15 protein-coding genes are annotated in these 19,103 nt (G+C 70.1%); 5 read left to right on the forward strand and 10 right to left on the reverse strand.

The window, feature by feature from the left end; genetic code table 11:
- Positions 1–7: 7 nt before the first annotated feature.
- Together hisH and EAO78_RS00495 are read left to right on the forward strand one after the other, a co-directional pair.
- On the forward strand, positions 8–667 hold the full coding sequence (gene hisH / locus EAO78_RS00490; RefSeq protein ID WP_122103909.1) for an imidazole glycerol phosphate synthase subunit HisH: 660 nt from the start codon (positions 8–10) through the stop codon (positions 665–667).
- Positions 668–910: 243 nt separating this feature from the next.
- Complete coding sequence (locus EAO78_RS00495; protein WP_122103910.1) at positions 911–1,420, forward strand: hypothetical protein; 510 nt, start codon at positions 911–913, stop codon at positions 1,418–1,420.
- Positions 1,421–1,670: 250 nt separating this feature from the next.
- Here the strand turns inward: EAO78_RS00495 and EAO78_RS00500 are convergent, their stop codons facing one another.
- From EAO78_RS00500 to EAO78_RS00530, 7 genes are all read right to left on the reverse strand, one after another.
- The gene (locus tag EAO78_RS00500) at positions 1,671–2,684 is read right to left on the reverse strand and encodes an aldo/keto reductase (RefSeq protein WP_122103911.1); all 1,014 of its coding nucleotides are present in this window, start codon (positions 2,682–2,684) and stop codon (positions 1,671–1,673) included.
- A 79-nt stretch (positions 2,685–2,763) separates the two neighbouring features.
- Positions 2,764–3,735 carry a permease gene (locus tag EAO78_RS00505; protein WP_122103912.1) on the reverse strand — a complete coding sequence of 324 codons (972 nt, stop codon included), beginning with the start codon at positions 3,733–3,735 and terminating at the stop codon, positions 2,764–2,766.
- On the reverse strand, positions 3,732–4,127 hold the full coding sequence (locus EAO78_RS00510; RefSeq protein WP_122103913.1) for an ArsR/SmtB family transcription factor: 396 nt from the start codon (positions 4,125–4,127) through the stop codon (positions 3,732–3,734). Before EAO78_RS00510 ends, EAO78_RS00505 begins: the two co-directional genes overlap by 4 nt.
- Before the next feature lie 398 nt (positions 4,128–4,525).
- On the reverse strand, positions 4,526–4,972 hold the full coding sequence (locus EAO78_RS00515; protein WP_122103914.1) for an acyl-CoA thioesterase: 447 nt from the start codon (positions 4,970–4,972) through the stop codon (positions 4,526–4,528).
- 50 nt (positions 4,973–5,022) lie between these two features.
- The gene (locus tag EAO78_RS00520) at positions 5,023–6,459 is read right to left on the reverse strand and encodes a cryptochrome/photolyase family protein (RefSeq protein WP_122103915.1); all 1,437 of its coding nucleotides are present in this window, start codon (positions 6,457–6,459) and stop codon (positions 5,023–5,025) included.
- A gap of 94 nt (positions 6,460–6,553) precedes the next feature.
- Positions 6,554–9,622, reverse strand: a complete 3,069-nt coding sequence (locus tag EAO78_RS00525) for an FAD-binding and (Fe-S)-binding domain-containing protein (protein ID WP_122103916.1) — start codon at positions 9,620–9,622, stop codon at positions 6,554–6,556.
- A gap of 120 nt (positions 9,623–9,742) precedes the next feature.
- Complete coding sequence (locus EAO78_RS00530; protein WP_122103917.1) at positions 9,743–10,639, reverse strand: zinc finger domain-containing protein; 897 nt, start codon at positions 10,637–10,639, stop codon at positions 9,743–9,745.
- 89 nt (positions 10,640–10,728) lie between these two features.
- Between EAO78_RS00530 and EAO78_RS00535 the strand changes: the two genes are divergently transcribed.
- Positions 10,729–13,218: a type II/IV secretion system ATPase subunit gene (locus EAO78_RS00535; RefSeq protein ID WP_122103918.1), complete on the forward strand. Its 2,490-nt coding sequence runs from the start codon at positions 10,729–10,731 to the stop codon at positions 13,216–13,218.
- Positions 13,215–15,215, forward strand: a complete 2,001-nt coding sequence (locus EAO78_RS00540) for a type II secretion system F family protein (protein ID WP_122103919.1) — start codon at positions 13,215–13,217, stop codon at positions 15,213–15,215. The genes EAO78_RS00535 and EAO78_RS00540 overlap by 4 nt, the downstream gene beginning before the upstream one ends.
- Before the next feature lie 45 nt (positions 15,216–15,260).
- Here the strand turns inward: EAO78_RS00540 and EAO78_RS00545 are convergent, their stop codons facing one another.
- Positions 15,261–15,713, reverse strand: coding sequence for a pyridoxamine 5'-phosphate oxidase family protein (locus EAO78_RS00545; RefSeq protein ID WP_122103920.1), 453 nt, complete (start codon positions 15,711–15,713; stop codon positions 15,261–15,263).
- 91 nt (positions 15,714–15,804) lie between these two features.
- Between EAO78_RS00545 and EAO78_RS00550 the strand changes: the two genes are divergently transcribed.
- The gene (locus tag EAO78_RS00550; RefSeq protein ID WP_122103921.1) at positions 15,805–16,278 is read left to right on the forward strand and encodes a thioredoxin family protein; all 474 of its coding nucleotides are present in this window, start codon (positions 15,805–15,807) and stop codon (positions 16,276–16,278) included.
- 71 nt (positions 16,279–16,349) lie between these two features.
- On the opposite strand, the gene EAO78_RS00555 is transcribed toward EAO78_RS00550, so the two are convergent.
- The gene (locus EAO78_RS00555) at positions 16,350–17,648 is read right to left on the reverse strand and encodes a hypothetical protein (RefSeq protein WP_122103922.1); all 1,299 of its coding nucleotides are present in this window, start codon (positions 17,646–17,648) and stop codon (positions 16,350–16,352) included.
- Between the two features lie 125 nt (positions 17,649–17,773).
- Positions 17,774–18,826 carry an asparaginase gene (locus EAO78_RS00560; RefSeq protein ID WP_122103923.1) on the reverse strand — a complete coding sequence of 351 codons (1,053 nt, stop codon included), beginning with the start codon at positions 18,824–18,826 and terminating at the stop codon, positions 17,774–17,776.
- Between the last annotated feature and the right edge of the window lie 277 nt (positions 18,827–19,103).

Consider the following 19,103-nt stretch of genomic DNA (forward strand, 5'->3'; position numbering starts at 1 on the left):
GGATGGTATGAGCACCTTCGAACCGCCGGCGGAGACGCTGGCGGACGTCGTCCTCGTCGACTACGGCCTCGGGAACCTCCGATCCGCGACCCGCGGGCTCGAGCGCGCCGGCGCGTCGGTCGAGATCACCGACGACCCCGAGGCGTTCGCCGCGGCCGACGGCGTCGTCCTCCCCGGCGTCGGGGCGTTTCGCGAGGGAATGGAGAACGCCGGCCCGCTGCGGGAGGCGTTGACCGACCACGCCGACGCCGGCCGGCCGCTCTTCGGGATCTGTCTCGGGATGCAGATGCTCCTCACCTCGAGCGAGGAGGCCGACCACGAGGGCGAAGGCGAGGTGACGGGCCTCGATCTGGTCCCCGGGACCAACGTCCGGTTCGACGTGGACCGCAAGGTCCCGCACATGGGCTGGAACGAGCTGTCGGTCGAACGCGACCACCCGGTCGTCGAGGGCGTCGACGGCGAGTACGCCTACTTCGTCCACTCCTACTACGCCGAGCCCGACGACCCGAACGCCGTGGTCGCGACCGCCGACTACGGCGTCGACTTCCCGGCGGTCGTCGCCAACGAGGCGGGGAACGTCTTCGGCACGCAGTTCCACCCCGAAAAGAGCGGGGAGACCGGGCTCCGGATCCTCCGGAACTTCGTCGAGTACTGCGCGGAACGGTAGTTCGACGGTCCGCTTTTCCCTAATTCCGAGGGAGGCATGGAACGCTTCACGAGCTATTGTTTTCACCCCGTACTATCCGAGTCATCTGGTAGATCGATAGTGCGTATCGACTGCCGAGATTCCTACCAACTGTAAAGGATGTTCTCAGCGACGTGCATGATACAGGGCGCGAATCGGGTACGAGTGAGTCGTGTCGGTCAAGCCTTTATCACCGAGTCACCGCAAACATCCGTTGATTGGAATATGACCGACTATCTAGGGGTGTCCCGGCGAGATGTCGGGGCGGGCCTCGCGGGCGGCGGCTCGGCCCTCCTTGGTGCCGTCCTGATCAATCTCTGGAACTTCTTCCAGACGTTCAGGGCCCGCGGATTCGACTCCGCGAGCATAGCGGAGTACCGACGAGGAAGTGAGATCATCTTCCTCGGGAGTATTTTTGCACCGATTATCGCTGTGTTCGTCGGGACCGCCGTCTGGCGCGTGATGATGCCGGATGAGCCGAACCCACGCTACGGGGCCGTCGCAGGCGTCGTTTCAGCGTTCGGTACGCTGTTCGTATTCGCGGCTTCGATAGGTCTAGTTATGACTCTGAGTCAGGTTTCCGCTGGCGCACTCGTGGGTGCGGTCTTCGAGTTCCTGTTTCTCACTGCTCTAATCGCTGTATTCGGGGGCATCATTACCGCCCCCGTCGTTGTCCCACTCGGTGCACTCGTGGGATACGGCTATGAGTGGTACATCACAGAAGACCAGAGGTAGTCACTCGGTTGTAGCTTCTCCGTCGTTCCTCTTCCCTCATTGTGTACGTAGCCAAACGACCCTACCAGTATGTAGTCGATCACTGAATCTATGCTCTCTATCTTGCACGGCACTTCTGGTACATTTCCGATAGGTGATGAACCACGTCGGTCACCACACCGACTGTAGTGAGCGAATCGGAGGACGGAAGAACGGGTATGTGAGCCGTTGTGTGAATCTTCCAGTCCGTTAACCGTTCTAAGGCGCTCTGCTACAGCCCCTCGTAGGGGCTCGCCTTCGCGTCCGTGAGCCGGTCGACCTGCTCGTCCGAGAGGTCGATCTCGGCGGCCGCCAGGTTCTCCTCGAGCTGGTCGACGGTTCGTGCGCCCACGATCGGGGCGGTGACGCCGTCGCGGTGGGCGAGCCACGCGAGCGCGACCTGCGCGGGCGAGGCGTCGACCTCGTCGGCCACGGCATCGAGCTCGTCGTGGACGTCGAAGTTCTCCGCGGTGAGATACGACTCACGGAACCGGCTCGAGGACGCCACCTTCGAGTCCTCCGGGAGGTCCTCCTCGCGGTCGTACTTGCCCGTCAGGAAGCCCTGTCCGAGCGGGCTCCACGGGCAGACCGCGAGCCCCTGCTGGCGGGCGAACTCGAGGTAGTCCCCCTCGACCTCACGGTCGACGAGGTTGTACCGCGGCTGGAGCACGGTGAACGGCTCCCACCCCTCGGCGCGGGCGATCTCGTTCGCGCGGGCGACCTTCCAGGCGTTGGGTCGATGCGTCGACGCGCCGAGGTAGTGGACCTTCCCGGACTCGACGAACCCGTTCAGCGTCTTCATGGTTTCGCGGGCGTCGGTCGCGTCGTCCCAGCGATGGATGTAGAGCACGTCGACGTAGTCGGTTCCGAGCCGGTCGAGCAGCGCGTCGAGGCGGTGGCGGAGGTTCTTGCGGTTCGTCCCGCGGCTGTTGGGGTCGTCGTCGCGGATCTGCCAGTAGATCTTGGAGGCGACCGTGTAGCGCTCGCGGTCACGCTCCCCGAGCCAGTCGCCGATCCATTCCTCGCAGGTGCCGCCGCCGTAGACGTCGGCGGTGTCGATGTAGCGTCCGCCGGCGTCGGCGTACGCGTCGAGGAGTTCGTGGGCCCGCTCCTCGCCGATCTCTATCTCGCCCGCCTCGTTCTCCTTGCCGAACCGCCAGGTGCCGAACTGGAGTTCGCTGGTGTACAGGCCGGTGCCGTCGAGCTTCACGAACTCGAGGTCTATGTCGTCGAGCGTGGACGTCATCGGTTCGCCGTTCGGGTTCTCGAGCCAAAAGCCCGGAGGAAGCGGCGATGGAAGTTCTCGAGGTCCGGAAGCTCCGCGTCTAGAGGATCCCCGCGAGCACCGTGTTGAAGCTCACGCCGACGACGACGCCGATCGTGACGACCGTCGTCGCGTAGATGACCAACAGCCGGCGCTTGAACAGCTTGTTCAACAGGATCAGGTTCGGGATACTGATCCCCGCGCCGCCGATGACGAACGCGATCACCGTCCCGATCGGGATCCCCGCCTCGGTGAGCGAGTGGGCGATCGGCAGCATGCCGCTCAGGCTCACGTAGATCGGCGCGCCCGCGAGCGCCGCGAGCGGCGTCGCGAGCGGGTTCCCCGGTCCCGCGACCCGCTGGAGCGCCTCCGCGGGGACCGCCCCGTGGATCAATGCCCCGATGGTCATCCCCAGGAGGAGGTACGGGAGCGTGTCGCGGAAGAACGACAGCGCCCCGCGGCCGGCCGCCGAGACCCGCTCGCCGTGGGTCCGGGAGGCGGCGGTCGCTCCGCCGCAGCCGCAGCCGGACGTCGCCGTCCCGCCGTCGGTCGCCACCTCCCGGCCGCCGGCCGTGATCCGGACGTCCTTGACGTAGCGGTCGAGGTCGAGCGTGCCGACGATCAGTCCGCCGGCGATCGCACACGCGAGCGCCGCGACGACGTACGCGACCGTCACCGCGGGGCCGAAGAGCCCGAAGAGCAGCACGACCGCGATCCAGTTGACGATGGGCGAGGCCAGAAGGAAGGAGAAGGACATGCCGACGGGCGCGCCCGCACCCAACAGCCCCGCGAGCACCGGGACGGTCGAACACGAACAGAAGGGGGTCACCGCCCCCAACCCCGCCGCGAGCACGTTCCCGCTGCCGTGGTCCCGCGAGCGGAGCAGCGTCTCGACGCGCTCCGGGGGGAGGTACTCCTGCGCGAGCCCGACGAGGAAGGAAGCCCCGAGGAAGAGCGGCGTGAGGACCACCGCGAGGTGGACGAAGTACTCCCAGGAGTCGGCGATCGCCGCCTCGGTGCCCGGCGGGATCACCGTTCCTCCCCCAGCGCGGCGGCCAGGTCGATCAGCTGGAGGCTCGCGGTGTCGGCGATGCGGTAGTGGGTCCACTTGCCGTCCTTGCGCGTCCGGACGATCCCCGCGTCGCGGAGCTTCCGGAGGTGGGTGGCCACCGTCGACTGCGGCGCGTCGAGGACGGCCTCCAGGTCGCAGGCGCAGAGCTCGCCGTCACGGAGCGCGTGGACGACCGCGAGCCGTTTCTCGTTCGCGAGCGCCTTGAACACCGCCTCCTCGTTCGCGACCGTCTCCGGATCAGCTCGACGATCGTCGATTACCGATCCCTCACAACAGGCCTCCTCCTCGAGCCGTCCGAGCGTCGCGCTCGCCGATCCGGTTCCGTCGCGTTCGCCGTCAGATTGATTGGACATGTTCGATGAGTTCTCTCGAGTTGTTCGTTCCGTCACGCCTCGTCCTCGTCAGAGTCGGGTTCTATCTCCTCGATACGAACGTCACAGCAGCTTTCGTCCGTTCCATCGTCGCCGAACAGCCGGTTGAGTATCGACATATACATTGATATAACTCGATTTGACTTTAGTGTTGTGGTCGTCGCTCTCTCGGGAGTCGGTTCGTTAGCGGTCTCGGCCTTATCCGTTCATACCTGCTGTACACTACATCGAACATTCTCGATAAGTCGTATTCGGAGGATCACTCTCGAAGGGCCGTTCTCGAAGGATCGCTTCGGTCGGCCGTTTCGGCGAACCGTCCGCGGTGAGTCGTCGCGATCGGCTCCCGGCGATCCGTGGTCGGTTCTCCCCTCCGACGGCGACTACTCCTCGTCGGGCTCCGCCGCGAGCGCGTCGTCGCGCAGCCTTCGGCAGCGCTCCCCGTCGACGGTGAGTTCGGGGACGGGCGTCGGCGACCCGTCCGCGTCGACGGCGACGAAGACGAAGTAGGAGTCCGTCGTCAGCTCCCGCTCGCCGGTTCGGGGCGACTCGCGGAACGCCCGGAGTCGAACGCGCACGCTGGTCCGCCCGGCGGCGTACGCGTACGACTCGATCACGCAGGTGTCCCCCTGCGGGATCGGGCGCTTGAAGTCGAGCTCGCTGATCTTCGCGGTGACGCACGTCTCGCCGGCGTGGCGCATCGCCGACATCGCGCCGACCTCGTCCATCCACTTGACGACGTTGCCGCCGTGCGCGGACGCGTAGTTGTTGGTGTGGGTCGGCTGGACGCGCTGGCGGTTCTCTATGTAGGTGTCGCTGACGCTCGGCATACCGCGGGGTGGTTCGGTGCACGTAAAAAGGCCATCCGAGTTTCGACCGGTCAGCGCTTTCCGAGCGCCTCCTCGAAGACCCGCCGTGCGCGCTCGTATGCCGCGTCGCGGTCGACGATCGGGTCGGGGTAGTCGGGAGCCAACTCCTCGCGCTCCGCGGCCGAAAGCGTCGGCCAGTCGACGACCGCCCCGGCCGGCACGTCCCGTAGCTCGGGAACGTATTCGCGGACGAACGTCCCGTCCGGGTCGTACTTGGCGGCCTGGCTCACCGGATCGAAGATCCGCACGTCGACGCTATCGGTGCCGGTCGAGGCGATCCACTGCCACATGCCGTGGTTCGACGCGTGGTCGCCGTCGACCAGCCGCTGCATGAACCAGCGCGCCCCGCGCCGCCAGTCGACGAGGAGGTGTTTGGTGAGGAAGCTCGCGACCACCTGTCTGGGGCGGTTGTGGACGTACCCCTCCGCCTCCAGTTGGCGCATCCCGGCGTCGACCAGCGGATATCCCGTCTCGCCGCGTTTCCACGCCTCGAACCCCTCGTCGTCCTCGCGCCACGCGATGGGGTTCGGGAACCATACGTAGTTCGCCTCCGCCAGGTCGGCGTTGTAGTACAACAGGTGGTACATCTCCTCGCGCCAGGCGAGCTCGTCCCGATACTTCTCGACGTTTCGGCGGGCGGCGTCGTCGCTCGCGGCGTCGCGAGCTCCGGTCGCGGCCGCCCACACCTCCCGGATCCCGATCGCACCCGCCGCGAGATACGGCGACAGCCGGGAGACGGCGTGGGTCGGTGCCTCGACCGCCCGCGCGAGATCGTCGCGGGTGTCGGCGTAGGTGTCGATCCCGTCCGCGAGGAAGTCGTCGAGCCGCTTGCGGGCGCCCCGATAGCCGGCCGGCGGGAGGTCGACGTCGGTTCGGAGGGGATCGGTATCGACGAAGGCGTCACCGGTAACTTCCCGGACGGACCGCTCGCCCCCCACGTCCGCCAGCGTCCCCGGTTTCGGCTCCGGATACGGGTCCGGTTTCGGGACCGCCCGCCAGTCGTCGTGAAACCCTCCGTGGTTCGGATACGACTCGGCCAGCCGTCCGGGATCGACCAACACGAGGTCGGTCCGCGTCACCGTCCCGACGCCGGCGTCCGCGAGTCTCGACTCGACCGCACGCGCGCGCTCCCGCCGCGCCGGACGGTAGTGCTCGTTGTAGGTGACCCGGTCGGCGTCGTGCTCCGCCGCGAGATCCGAAACCACCGACGCGGGGTCGCCCGCGCGGACGACGAGGTCGCTCCCGAGTTCGCGGTAGCGACGCCGGAGGCGCTCCACGTTCCGGAGGAGGAACGCCCGCCGTCGTGCGCCCATCGTTCCCAGGAGTTCCGTGTCGTACACGAAGACGGGGACGATCGTCTCGTCGCGATCGCCTGCGGTCGCCGCGGCTGCCGCCAGCCCTACGTTGTCGCGGAGCCGCGGGTCCCGCCGGTGCCAGAACAGGTCCATACGGACGGTAGGGGGGCCCACGGATAGTGTCCTTCGTCGCCGGAGACCCGCCGGCTCCCCGAGATCGTCCCCCTGGGGGTGGGAGGACGACCGGTCAATCGTCGCCGGCGACGGTCGCGTTCGCCGACCCGGTCACCGCCTCGGCGACCTTCTCGATCGGGTGTGGCGGGGTCGACTCCCCGTCGCGGTCTCCGAGTTGCGAGCGACAGGACGCGCCCGGCGCGGTGGTCGTCTCCCCGGGGCTCTCCGCCACCTGGTCGAACAGGACCCGGCCGATCGCCTTCGAGAGGTCGTAGTGCTCGGACTCGTAGCCGAACGAGCCGGCCATCCCGCAACACGAGGAGTCGAGCGGGTCCACCTCGTAGCCGGCGCGTCTGAGCACGCCCACCGCGTGGTGGTCCTTGTCCGTCGCCTTCTGGTTACAGTGGCCGTGATAGGTCAGCGACTCGGCCGGCGCGTCGAACGCCAACCGATCGTCGACCCGGCCGGCGTCGAGGTACTCCAGGACGCCGTAGGCGGCCGCCGAGACCGCCCGGACGGCCTCGCCGTCGAGCAAGTCGAGGTACTCGTCCTGGAACATCACCGCGTCGGAGGGTTCGACGAAGAGGACGGACGCCCCCTCCCGGACACGGGGGGCGAGCGCCGCGACGTTCGCCTCGGCGCGCTCGCGGGCGACGTCGAGAAAGCCGGTCGAGAAGGCGGCCCGCCCCGACGGCACGAGGTCGTCGGCGACCTCGACGCGCACCCCCGCCGCCTCCAACACCGCGACGGCGTCCTTCCCGGCGGCCGGGTAGCTGTAGTTCGTGTAGGTGTCCGGAAAGAGCACGACCGTGTCGGTCGCGTCCGCGGGGTCGACCGTCGAGCCGCCCCGCGAAGCGAACCACTCCTCGAAGCTCTCGGAGCGGAACGTCGGCAGCTCGCGATCGGGCGCGATCCCCGCGACGGCGTCCATGAGCCGTCGGCTCCCGGGGAGCTTCGTCGCCGCGTTCGACAGCGGCGCGAGCGCGCTCCCGATCGCCGAGAGGCGATCGATGTCGCGGAAGAGTCGCTCGCGGAGCCCGGCCCCCTCCGCCTCGTGGTGTTCGTGTTTCACCTCCGCCTTCAGTTTCGCGAGGTCGACGCCGGTCGGACAGTCGCTCTGACACCCCTTACACCCCACGCAGAGGTCGAGCACCTCCCCCTGGAAGCGGTCGGAATGGATCTCGTCGTCGTCGAGGTCGCCGCTGATCGCCGCCCGGAGCATGTTGGCGCGCCCCCGCGTCGTCTGGATCTCCTCGCCGGAGGCGCGATAGGTCGGACACATCACGCCCGAGTCGGTCTCCCGGCAGGTGCCACAGCCGTTACACAGCTCCACCAGGTGGGAGAACCCGCCCTCGTCGTCGAAGTCCAGCGTCGTTTGCGGCTCGATCGACTGGTACTCGGCCCCGTAGCGGAGGTGTTCGCGCATGTCCGTGTCGGCGGCGGTCTCCGGATAGCCACGCTCGCTCGCGGTCTCGTCGTCGACGTAGACGACCTTCCCGGGGTTCAGCCGCCACTCGGGGTCGAACGTCGACTTGAGCTCCTGGAACGCGCCCCAGAGCCGCTCGCCGTACATCTTCGGGTTGAACTCGGTGCGCGCGAGCCCGTCGCCGTGCTCGCCCGAGAACGCACCGTGGTGCTCCAACACGAGGTCGGTGACGTCCTCCGAGATGGAGTGCATCCTCTCGATGCCCTCCTCCTCCTTCAGCGAGAGGATCGGCCGGATGTGGAGGGTGCCGCTCCCGGCGTGTGCGAAGTACGCCGCCGAGGTGTCGTGCGCGTCGAGCACGTCCTCGAACTCGCCGACGTACTCCGCGAGCTCCTCGGGCGGAACCGACGCGTCCTCGATGAACGGGTACGGCTTCGGGTCGCCCTCCATGCTCATCAGGAGCGGGATGGCCGCCTTCCGCAGGTTCCAGAGATCCGCCTGGTCGCTCTCGGTGTACGCCTCGAGGACGTCGAAGGCGTCGCCCCCCTCGAGGAAGCGTGCGTTCGTGTCGGCGATCGCCGCCTCGAAGTCGTCGACCAGCTCGGAGTCCCACTCGAGCATCAGCGCCGCCGCGGCGCGGTCGGGGATCGGTTCGGCGTACTCCGCGAACTGCGGGGAGCCGGCCGCGAGTCCGAACACCTCGTCGTCCATCAGCTCGACCGCGCTCACCGGGAACCCGAGCGCCTCCGGAACGGCCCGCATCGCGGCCGTAAGCGAGTCGAAGGTGTACAGCGCCAGCGCGGTCTCCTCGGGGCGGGTGACGAGCGACACCTCCGCCTCGACGACGACGCCGAGGGTCCCCTCGGCGCCGACGAACAGCTTCGAGAGGTTGATTACCTCCTCGCCGGCGTCGTTCTCGTATATCACCTTGTGGAGGTTGTACCCCGAGACCGACCGCTTGAGCGTCGGATACCGCTCGTCGATCTCGGCCTCGTTCTCCTCGACGAGCCGGCGAACCGTCTCGTACAGTGCCGCCTCGCGCTCGCCTCCCTCCTCGCCAGCGACGATCGCCTCGTACTCCGGCGAGTCGAGGACGACCTCCCGGGTGTGGACGAGCGAACCGTCCGCGAGCACCACCTTCAGCTCCTCGGTGTAGGCGTCGGTGATCCCGTACCGGACCGAGTGTGCTCCCGTGGAGTTGTTGCCGATCCCGCCGCCGACCGTCGCTCGCGCCGAGGAGGCGGGATCGGGCGCGAACTTCAACCCGTCCTCGGCGAGGCGGTCGTCGAGGCGGTCCTGGACGACGCCCGGCTCGACCACGGCACGGCGGTCGTCGGGGCGGACCTCGAGGATCCCGCCCATGTATCGGGAGAAGTCGAGCACGACACATCCCGGTCCGACCGTCTGGCCGGCGAGCGAGGAGCCCGCGCCGCGCGCGAGCACGGGGACGCCGTGGTCGGCGGCGACCCGCATCGTCTCGCGGACGTCCCCGACCGACCGCGGCGAGACGACGCCCGCGGGGCGCGCGCCGTAGATGCTGCCGTCGGTCGCGTACAGCACCTGTGCGTACTCGTCGAACTGGACCTCGCCGTCGACGCGCTCGCGGAGGGCCGACGCGAGCGCCCGGTAGGCGGGCACGTCCGGCCGGTCGTGGCCGAGCGCTGCCGCCGACGTGTCGAACGCGGATCCCTCCCCCTGCGCCGGATCGGTCGCCATACCCTACCTGGGCGTCGACCGACGAATAAAACATTCGTTCATGAGGGTTGTCGGCGACGCTGGAACCCCGGGATCCGTCCCTCGGCGGTCGTCGATCGCCGGACGACCCGGGCGTCGGGCTTACCCCCGACGGACCGCGACCCCGGAGTAGCCGCAGCCGTCACACGAGAGCGTCTCGCGCGCGCCGAACGCGTACGTCGACAGCGGGGTCCCACAGCGCGGACAAGGGTCGCCGCCGGCGAGCGGCGGGGCGTACTCGACGTCCGCGACGACGACCCGGACGCCGATCTCGTCCTCGACGGACTCGTCGACTGCGCCGCCCCAGATCACGTTCGCGTCCGCGTCGATCCGCTCGCGAACCGCCGCGATCGCGTCGGTCGCGGCGGCGATGCTAGTCTCCGGGTCGACCACCACGTCGACGAGCGCGGCGCTCGCGTCCGCGGGGTCGACGCCCTCCGGCAACCGATCGAACGCCTCGTCGACCGCGAGCGCGGGCGCGTCGCGGTCGGCGATCGAGGACCCGTCGGTTCCCGCCGTTCCGGTCCCCACCGCGGCGATGCCGATCGAGAGGGCGGTCCGGGCGTCGGCCAGGTCCAGGTTGACGAAGCCGGGGCGTTGAACCGCCTCGAGGAACGTCCGGATCGCCTCCGCGGCGCCCCCCTCACCGGCGAGTAGCGTCGCGTCGACCCGTCGGCGTGCCGCCGCCAGTGACTCGGGAGCGACGCCCGACGGGGCGACTGCGACGATGAACGCGTCGAGCGCGCCGAGATCGTCGAGTGCGTCGAGCGCCCCAGGTGTCCGACCCGCCTCAAGCGTCGGGCCCACGACGACCAGCACGGCGGCGACGTCGTCGCGGTCGGGATCATCGTCGTTCTCGGCGACGAGCTCCGCGATCGTCGCGACGCGAGCCCCGGGAAACGCCCCGGCGGGAACGAGCGCGTCGCCGTCGACCCCGCAGACGACCACGGAGCCGTCGAGCGCGGCGGCCCGCCTCCCGAGTTCCTCGTCCGAGACCATCTACCGCGCCGATTCCGCTCCCGACGACAAACCTCTTCGGGCTCGGTTCGCCCCACCTCGCGGTTCGCGTTTCAGCGGCCTGAAACTACATGTCAGGAAAGGAGAATAGTTATGTCGGATCGTCGGACTCGAGTCGATCAGACGAGCGTAGAGACGTGACGAGTCCCACCCTGCGGATCGGCGGCGGCTCCGAGGACGACGACGCCTCGGTTCCGGCGCCGGTCCCGCCCGACGACCCCGAAGCCTGGTACGCCCCGGACGTCCGCGCGCAGTACGAGTCCGCGCCCGGCGTCGTCGCGACGATCCGCGAACGCGACGGCGGCCGGTTCGGCTACGACGTCCGCGAACCGCCCCTCTCGCCGGCCGACGAGCGCGCGCTCCGGACCGTCCGTGACCACTTCTCGGCGGTCCGCGGGCGTCGGCCGCTCACCCGCGCCGGCGCGGTCGAGCGCGCGGACGCGGGGTTCGAGCCGAAGTACGAGCGGGTGCTCGATCGCCTGCTCTCGGCGACCGCGGCCGCCCGCCGCCGGATCGACCACCACGCGCTGTGTGAGCTCCGGCTGTTCGGCGACCTCACGCCGGTCGCGCTCGACGGCCGGATCGAGGTCGCCGACGTCGGCGACGACCGCGAGCTCGTCGTCCACACGGACGCGTTCGCCCCGCTCGAGACGGGGATCGACGCCGACGCCGAGTACGTCGAGCGCGTCGCCGGCGAGCGGCTCGCGCGGTACGCCGTCGAGTTCGCCGGCTACCCCGTGGACGTGGTGATCTACCGCGAGCGGCTGCTCGGCTCCGACGCCTTCGAGACCAAGTACGCCGCGCTCGAACCCGACCTCCTCCCCGGCGACGAGACGCTGATCCGCGACTGCGAGCGCCGGATCTGGGAGACCCCCGTGGATCGGCTGATAGACGACCGGACCGAGTTCGTCGCCGAGCACGCCCGTCGGTACCTCTCGCGCCGGCTCGCGGGCGGTTCCTCTCCACGAGGCTGGATCGCGACCGCCCGCGCTCGCGTCCGGCGCGCTCTCGCCGACCGGGACCTGGTCGCACCGAGCGTCGATCCGACGTACGCCGACGACCGACTCGACGACCTCGTGTACTACGTGCTCCGCGACTTCGTCGGCGAGGGAGTCCTCACCGTCCCGATCCGTGACCCGCACCTGGAGGACGTCGAGGCCAACCGCGTCGGCGAGCGCGTGAAGGTCGTTCCCCGGCCCGCGGTGCTGTCGAGGGCGGCGAGCGGGAGTGACGACGGGGACGAGGAAGCCCCCCGCGGTGGCGAGGTCGGTGACGCGGCCGCGGACGACCGCCGCGGGCTCGATCCGCTCGCCGGGGGCGGTCGGATCCCGACGAACCTCGCGTTCACGGACGAGTCGCGGTTCGTCGACGTCGTGACGCGGCTGGCGGCCCGCGACGGCGTGGAGCTGAACGCCTCGACGCCCTCCGCGAAGGTCAACCTCGACGTCCCCGACGTCCCGGAGACCGTCCGGTGTGCGGTCGCGCTGCCGGTCATCTCCGCTGACGGCCCACACGTCTCGATCCGGAAGCAGGCCGCCGACCCGCTGACGCCCGTCGACCTGATCGCCCGCGACGCGCTCTCGACGGAGCTCGTCACCCTGCTGTGGCTGTTGTACGAACACCGCGGCGTCGTCCTCTTCGCGGGACCGACGGGGGCGGGCAAGACGACGCTAATGAACGCCCACATGCCCTTCATCCCCTTCGACGACCGCCCGATCTCCATCGACGAGGGCTCCCGCGAGGTGCGACTCCCCCACGAGACCGGCGTGGCGCTGACGACCCGCGATCACGAGAACGACTACAAGGCGGTGAGCATGGCGACGCTGATGACTGAGGCCAACTACCTGAACCCCGACGTCGAGGTGATAGCCGAGATCAACACGCCCGCCAGCTTCGAGACGTTCGCCGAGACGGTGAATACGGGCCACGGCGTCGTGGGCACCACGCACGCCGCGGACGTGGAGACGCTCGTCAACCGCGCGATAGAGCGCGGACTCCCACCGTACCTGCTCCGGGAGGTCGACCTCGTGGTGTTCCCGCGACAGGTCGGCGGGGACCGGTACGTCGCCCAGGCGGTCGAGCCGCTCTCGCCCGCCGAGTACGACGCGCTCGATCCGGCCGCGACCCGGAGCCGGACCGGCGACCCGAAACACGGCGGGGCCGGAGTCGTCGAGCGCGACGACACGGCCGTCCACTACAACACGGTCGCGTGGCGCGACCCCGCGGGCGGGTTCCGGATGGACGGCGCGCCGACCGCGGACGCCGCCGGCTCGTATTCCGACGGCGGCAGGCGGCTCCACGCGCTCGCGCGCCTCGCCGAGCGGACCGACCGCGACCTCGACGCGGTCGAAACCGAGTTCGCCGCCAAACGCCGTTACGTGGAGTACCTCGTCCGCGACGGTCTCACGGACTTCGACGAGCTGTTCGAGTTCCTCGCCGACCTCCGGGCCGACGAGGCCGCGACCGTCGAACGCGCCGCGCGATCGATGCGACACGCGAGCGATCCCGGCGGGTCGGCCGAGGGGGACGACGGCGACGCCCGACCCGGAGGCGCGCCGTGAGCGGCGACACGCGACGGTCCGCTCGCGTCGAACGGGAGACCCGAACCGGAGCCGGCGACGCGCGATCCTCCGGATCCGCCGGGCTCGAGGGATTCGCCGGATTCGATCGGGTCCTCCACGCGCTGTTCGCCCGGCACGCCGACGACCGTCGCCACGACGTCGATAGACAGCGCTACCGCGGGGCGGACCCGTCGACGGACTTCGAGACGTACCTCGCGCGGACGTACGCGCTCTCCTGGGTCGTGGGTCTCGCGGCGGCCATCCCGGTCGTTCTCCTCGCGAGCGCGGTCGCTCCCGAGGTCTCGACCGCGCTCGCGGACGGCCTCGGTACGCGCGTGTCGTTCGCGGTTCCCACGCCACCCCCGGTCGCGCTCGCGGTCAGTCTGTCGGCGGTCGCGGGCCTCCTCGCCAAACGGGCGACGGTCCACGCCGGCGGGCTCTACCTCCGGTGGTTGGTCTCCGCGCGCCGGGCGCGGATCGAGCGGACGCTCCCCGGTGCGGTCCGATACCTCGACGCGCTCTCCTCGGGGAGCGACGACGCCCGGACGCTCGTGGCGAAGGTCGCCGAGAACGACGCCTACGGCGGCGCGTCCGTGTCGTTTCGGAAGGCCCTCAACGCCGCACGGCTCACGGGAAGTCTCGACGCCGGGCTCCGCCGCGTCGCCCGCGACACGCCCTCGCGGGACCTCCTCGCGCCGTTCCTCCTGAAGTTCCGTCAGCACGTCTCGGCGGGCGACGAGGCGCTCGCGGAGTTCCTCCGCACCGAGAGCCGCCTCCTGGCGCATCGACAGGAACACGCTCGGACGCGGGCCCGGCGGTACCTGAAGCCGATCGCGGAGCTGTTCGTGTTCGTGCTCGTGTTGCCCGCGCTGCTCGTCGTCGCCGTCACGGTGACGAGCGTGTTCGCCCCCGACCTCTCGCGGCTGGTCGACACGCCGGTCGGTACCGTCTCGCCGCGAGCGGTCGCCGTCTACGCGTCCGTCGGATTCCTGCTCGCGGTCGGGCTCGTCGGCATCGCCGCCACCGGCGCGCTCCGCCCCGTCGACTCGCGCACGAGTTACCGCCGTCCGGAGGGCCTCCGCGGAGTGCTCGCGTCCGCGCCGTCGAACCCGGCCAGCGCGTCGATCGTCGCGGTCATCCCCGCGGCGACCGTGGCCGTGGCTCTCGCGTACGCCGGATACCCGCTCGTGAACGTCTCGCTTCTGGCGTACGTCGCGTTCGCGCTCCCGGTCGGGTCGGTCGCCGCCCGGCGCGGACGGATCGACGACGCCAAGGACCGCCGGATCGCCGACTTCGTCTACGCGGTCTCCGCGCACGCCTCGGTCGGCCGCCCGTTCCCGGAGGCCGTCGCGACCGCGGCTCGCGAGACCGACCTCGGCGTGTTGCGCGGCGACGTCGCCGACCTCGCGTTCAACCTCTCGCTGACGACCGCCACGGAGGGCGCACCCGACGCGGACGACGCCGACCCGACCGTCGCCGCTCGTGACGCTTCCGCCGCCGGTAGCGACGTGCGCGTCGTGGCGCTCGACCGGTTCGTCGACCGCGTCGGGACGCCCCTCGCCGTCCGGACGATCGGACTGGTCGCCGGGGCGTTGAACGCCGGGAGCACCGTCGACGAGGTGTTCGAGACGCTACAGGCCGAGGTCGACCGACTGACCCACGAGAAGCGCGCGCTCCGCGAGGCGATGCGCCGGTACGTCGTGATCGGGTGGGTCGCGGCCCTGTCGGTCGGCGCCGCCGTCGTCGCGATCAACGCCGGCGTGATGCGGACGGACCGTCTGCTCGCGCTCGCTGCCGCGCTCGACGCGCCGTTCGATCCGGAGGTCGTCCACCCCGAACTGGAGCGGTTCCGCCTCTACGTGGTCGCGCAGGCGACGATGCTCGCGTCGGGCTGGTTCGCGGGGGCCGCCGCGCGCGGCAGGTACGGGGCGCTCCTGCACTCCGGGGTGCTGGTGGCAGCCTGTTACGTCGGCTTCGTCGCCGTCGGACAGATCTGAGCGCCCGAGCGGCCAGGTCGACTGTCGACTCGGACGCCCCCGTCCTCACGGGTCCATCGGCCGCTCGACGCGGGTCGTGATCCGGTCGGGATCGAGCCGGTAGAACGCGAAGGTCACCTCGCTCGTGGGCTCGCCGAAGACGTCGACGATCGGTATCCTGCCGGTTCGCTCGAGCCCCTGGATGGTCTCCTCGGCCACGGATTCGTCCGTCGTCGACACCAGACGGCCGCTCGCGACGACGCTTCGCCATCGGCCGTCGTCCTCGCCGTAGGTCACGAACGTGGCCTCGCGGTCGTCGAGTTCGCCCTTCGTCCGGTCCGGGCCGACGGAGAGTCGGAAGTAGAGGACGGACTCCATCGGGTCGTATCCGTAGGAGACCGGGACGCTGTGTGGCGGCTCGTCCCCGGCCGTCGCGAGCGAGATGACGCCGGTTCCGGACCGTCCGAGGAACTCGTCACGCTCGTCGTCGTCCATGCGGACCGCGTCGATGTCGCCCATACCTCGTCTACGGCGCGTATCACCATATACCTCCGCCACGCGAATCCCGCCGACCGCAACCTATATTGTTTAGAACACACAAGATCGATGCATGAGCGAATCCGATCGGGGCGAATCCGAGCCGAGCGAGCGCGAGCGGATCCGCGAGCGAAAGCGTCGGGAGCTTCGCCAACGGCTCGAGGCCGAGGAGAACGAGGGACGCGGCGGCGACGGTGCCGACGAGGTCGACGTCGGGATCGAAACGCCGAGCGATCCGGTCGAGATCGGAAGCGCCGAGGAGTTCCAGCGGCTCGTCGGCGAGCACGAGGTCGTGCTCGTGGACTGCTATGCCGACTGGTGTGGTCCGTGTCAGATGATGGAGCCGACCGTCGAGTCGCTCGCGGACGAGACCGACGCGGTCGTCGCGAAGGTCGACGTCGACGGCTTGCCCGGGCTGGCCCAGCGACTCGGCGCTCGGGGCGTGCCGACGTTCCTCGTGTACGCGAACGGCGAGCCGGTCGACCGGTTCGTCGGCGCACAGGACCGAACCACGCTCGAGACGGCGATCGCGAGCAACGCGGCCTGACGCTTCGGGTTCCAACACCCGCTTGCGGTTCGCGACCATCGTCGACGAGGTGGTCGAGGGGTCGGCCCGCGTTACCCGACGTAGTCGAACGCCACGGCAAGCTCGTCCGCGCCGAAGAAGACGAACCGGTACCGCCCGGGTTCGAGGTCCGGACACACCCGGAGGTCGCCGTTCGGATGGTCGGCCACCAACCCCTCCTCGTCCATCGCAAACGACCACTCGAAGACGTCGCCCGGCGGCGTCGAGAGCAGTTCGTCGGTGTACTCGAACCGGCCGTCGTCGCTCCCGCGCACGTCGGTCCACCCGTCCTCGGCCTCCACCTCGAGGGTGTACTTGGCGTGGTTGCCGACGCCGATCGGTCGCGCGGAGACGTTCGTCATCTCGACGCGGAACGGGTCACTCCGCTCGAACCGCAGGTATTCGTCCGGGCCACTCGCGGTCTCGAAGTCGTTCGGGTCGTCGGAGTCGTCCGTCCCGTCGGAGTCGTCCGTCCCGTCGGAGTCGTCCGTCCCGTCCGCCTCCTCGTACTCGGGATTCACGACCCGGAGTTCGAGCCCCGAGTCGCCGTCGACGCCGCCGCCCGACCCCCAGTTCACGTCCCCGTCGTAGGGGATGGGATGTCGCTCGAAGGCGTCGTCCGGACAGTCGAGCGGCGCGGGGACGTTCGCCGGGTCGCCGTCGGGCCGCACGGATCCGCGGAGCGCCGCCGGGTCGCGGACGCCGTCCTCGCCGGTCAGTTCGGCGGTCTCGCCCCGTCCGTCCGTCACGGCGATCCGAGCCGTCTCCGGCAGCGGGTCGGCCGTGACTCGGAGGAACGCCCCGGAGTGGGTGATCGCCTCGCCGCACGCGGTGTCCTCGTCGGCGGTGTCGACCACCGTCGCGTCCGCGGTCAGGGTCTCCCCGTCGACGGCGACGTCCGCGAACTCGAGGAGTCGTTCGCAGGTGTTCCGGCCGACCGACTCGACGTATGCGAGAACCGACTCCTCGAAGTCGGTCCCCTCGACGAAATCGAGCGTCTCGGGACGCGCGTCCCCGAGGAGCCACTCGACCGCGGTGCGGTCGGTGAACAGGGTCACGAACCCCGGCCGCTCCGTCCGCCGCCACGCCGGCCCGGAGAGCGCGCCGCCGACCCGATGGACCGTCGTCTCCGGGTCGGCGTCGCTTCCGCCGTTCCCGTCGTCGGTGCCGGTTCCGTCATCGGTGCCGGTTCCGTCATCGGTGCCGGTTCCGTCGTCGGTGCCGGTTCCGTCGTCGGACCCGGGGGGCGACCCGCCGAGACAGCCCGCGAACCCGACGATTCCGACGGTTCCGACGGTCACGGTCGTCGTCCCGATGCCGCGGAGCGTCGATCGTCGAGTGGCCCGTTTCATGCCCGCCGATACGACGGTGCCGGATAAGGGCTTCGTGGAGGCACAAACGGCTCTCTGTGCTACCCGCGTCGCCCGCGGCGGCGCGCCATGCCGATCGGGCGATCCGCTGTGGATCCGGCGATCCGCTACGACCGGCCGAAGACCCGCGGGAGGTCCTCCCGCCCGACGCCGGCGGCCAGCCCGAGCGCCAGCCCGACGCGGGCCTTCGCCGCCGGGAGGTTTCCGGCGAAGACGACGCCGTGGTCCGCGAGCGTGACCGCCCCGCCCGGCGTCCCGTACACCGGCTCGGTCGGCCCGGCGGGCCGGCCGGCGACGACGACGGGCACTTCCTCGACCGCCTCCGCGACGGCGTCGCCGATCGCGGCCGTGGCGTTGCCGAGGCCCGTTCCCTCGATCACGATCCCGCCCACGTCGGCCGCGAGCGCGCGCTCGATCCCCGCCGCGGTGGCCCCCGTCCCCGAATGGACCACGGGGACCTCGGGAACCCGGTCGGCCGCCGCGGTCGGGTCCGAGGGATCGATCGGCCCCTCGGGTCCACAGAGCGGGTCGACCATGACCCTTCGACGCGGCTCGCGGACGAGGTCGGACGCGGCACGGGTGAACGTCGCGACCGGAGCCGACGCCGGCGAGGTCATCGTCGAGAGCGCGTTGCTGTGGCCCTTCACGACGTCGCGGCCGGCGTGAAGCTCGTCGTCGAACGCGACGTGGACGCCGCGCGCGAACCGGTCGTCGGCCGCCGCCCGGACCGCGAGCGTCAGGTTCGCCGGCACGTCGCTCGAGGGCTCGTCGAGGCGACGCTGTGCGCCCGTCACCACGACCGGTGCGGGCAGGTCGGTCAACACGTCGAGCGCGTAGGCGGTGTCCGCGAGCGTGTCGGTCCCGTGGGTGACGACGATCCCGTCCGCGCCCTCCTCGACCGCCTCCCGCGCCGCGGCCGCGGTCGCGAACACGTCGCGCCACCGCACGTCGAACCCCGGCTGTGAACAGACCTCCCGGGCCGACACCGTCGCGTACGTCTCGACGCCCGGCACCGCCGACACGAGGTCCGCTCCCGTCTTGGCCGGGGCGGCACCGTCGTCTCCCGGCTCCGACGCGATCGTTCCGCCGCAGGCGACGACGCACACGTGTGGTCGCTGGTTTCCGGGCTCTCCGCCCCCGCTGGTCTCGTCGCTTCCCATGGCCGACGGTGGCCGCGGCAGGGGTAAATCGCTTCGCCCCTCGGCAGGCGGGGCTCCAGTCCGCCGATCGACGGTCGGCCCCCGTTGCGCCCTCGAGGACCCTCGTTCGGGCCGAGTTTTCCGGGATGTGGAATCGGACTACGAAACACTGAAAGAAAGTCCAGATGGGTTGATAAACTTTTTACTGTCTTTTGAACCGGTTTTGAAACCTCGCGAAACACGGTACAAGGTGTGAATTACGCCGAACCCTCGGCGGGCTATATGTGGGTACCACCCG

It is taken from the genome of Halobellus captivus (assembly GCF_003697845.1).
GTDB lineage: Archaea > Halobacteriota > Halobacteria > Halobacteriales > Haloferacaceae > Halorubrum > Halorubrum glutamatedens.

Bases quoted from the DNA above. Each gene is read 5' to 3' on its own strand.
- EAO78_RS00495 (WP_122103910.1), top strand. From the start codon at position 911: ATGACCGACTATCTAGGGGTGTCCCGGCGAGATGTCGGGGCGGGCCTC.
- EAO78_RS00520 (WP_122103915.1), bottom strand. From the start codon at position 6,459: ATGGACCTGTTCTGGCACCGGCGGGACCCGCGGCTCCGCGACAACGTA.
- EAO78_RS00550 (WP_122103921.1), top strand. From the start codon at position 15,805: ATGAGCGAATCCGATCGGGGCGAATCCGAGCCGAGCGAGCGCGAGCGG.
- hisH (WP_122103909.1), top strand. From the start codon at position 8: ATGAGCACCTTCGAACCGCCGGCGGAGACGCTGGCGGACGTCGTCCTC.
- EAO78_RS00500 (WP_122103911.1), bottom strand. From the start codon at position 2,684: ATGACGTCCACGCTCGACGACATAGACCTCGAGTTCGTGAAGCTCGAC.
- EAO78_RS00525 (WP_122103916.1), bottom strand. From the start codon at position 9,622: ATGGCGACCGATCCGGCGCAGGGGGAGGGATCCGCGTTCGACACGTCG.
- EAO78_RS00515 (WP_122103914.1), bottom strand. From the start codon at position 4,972: ATGCCGAGCGTCAGCGACACCTACATAGAGAACCGCCAGCGCGTCCAG.
- EAO78_RS00535 (WP_122103918.1), top strand. From the start codon at position 10,729: ATGTCAGGAAAGGAGAATAGTTATGTCGGATCGTCGGACTCGAGTCGA.
- EAO78_RS00545 (WP_122103920.1), bottom strand. From the start codon at position 15,713: ATGGGCGACATCGACGCGGTCCGCATGGACGACGACGAGCGTGACGAG.
- EAO78_RS00560 (WP_122103923.1), bottom strand. From the start codon at position 18,826: ATGGGAAGCGACGAGACCAGCGGGGGCGGAGAGCCCGGAAACCAGCGA.
- EAO78_RS00530 (WP_122103917.1), bottom strand. From the start codon at position 10,639: ATGGTCTCGGACGAGGAACTCGGGAGGCGGGCCGCCGCGCTCGACGGC.
- EAO78_RS00555 (WP_122103922.1), bottom strand. From the start codon at position 17,648: ATGAAACGGGCCACTCGACGATCGACGCTCCGCGGCATCGGGACGACG.
- EAO78_RS00510 (WP_122103913.1), bottom strand. From the start codon at position 4,127: ATGTCCAATCAATCTGACGGCGAACGCGACGGAACCGGATCGGCGAGC.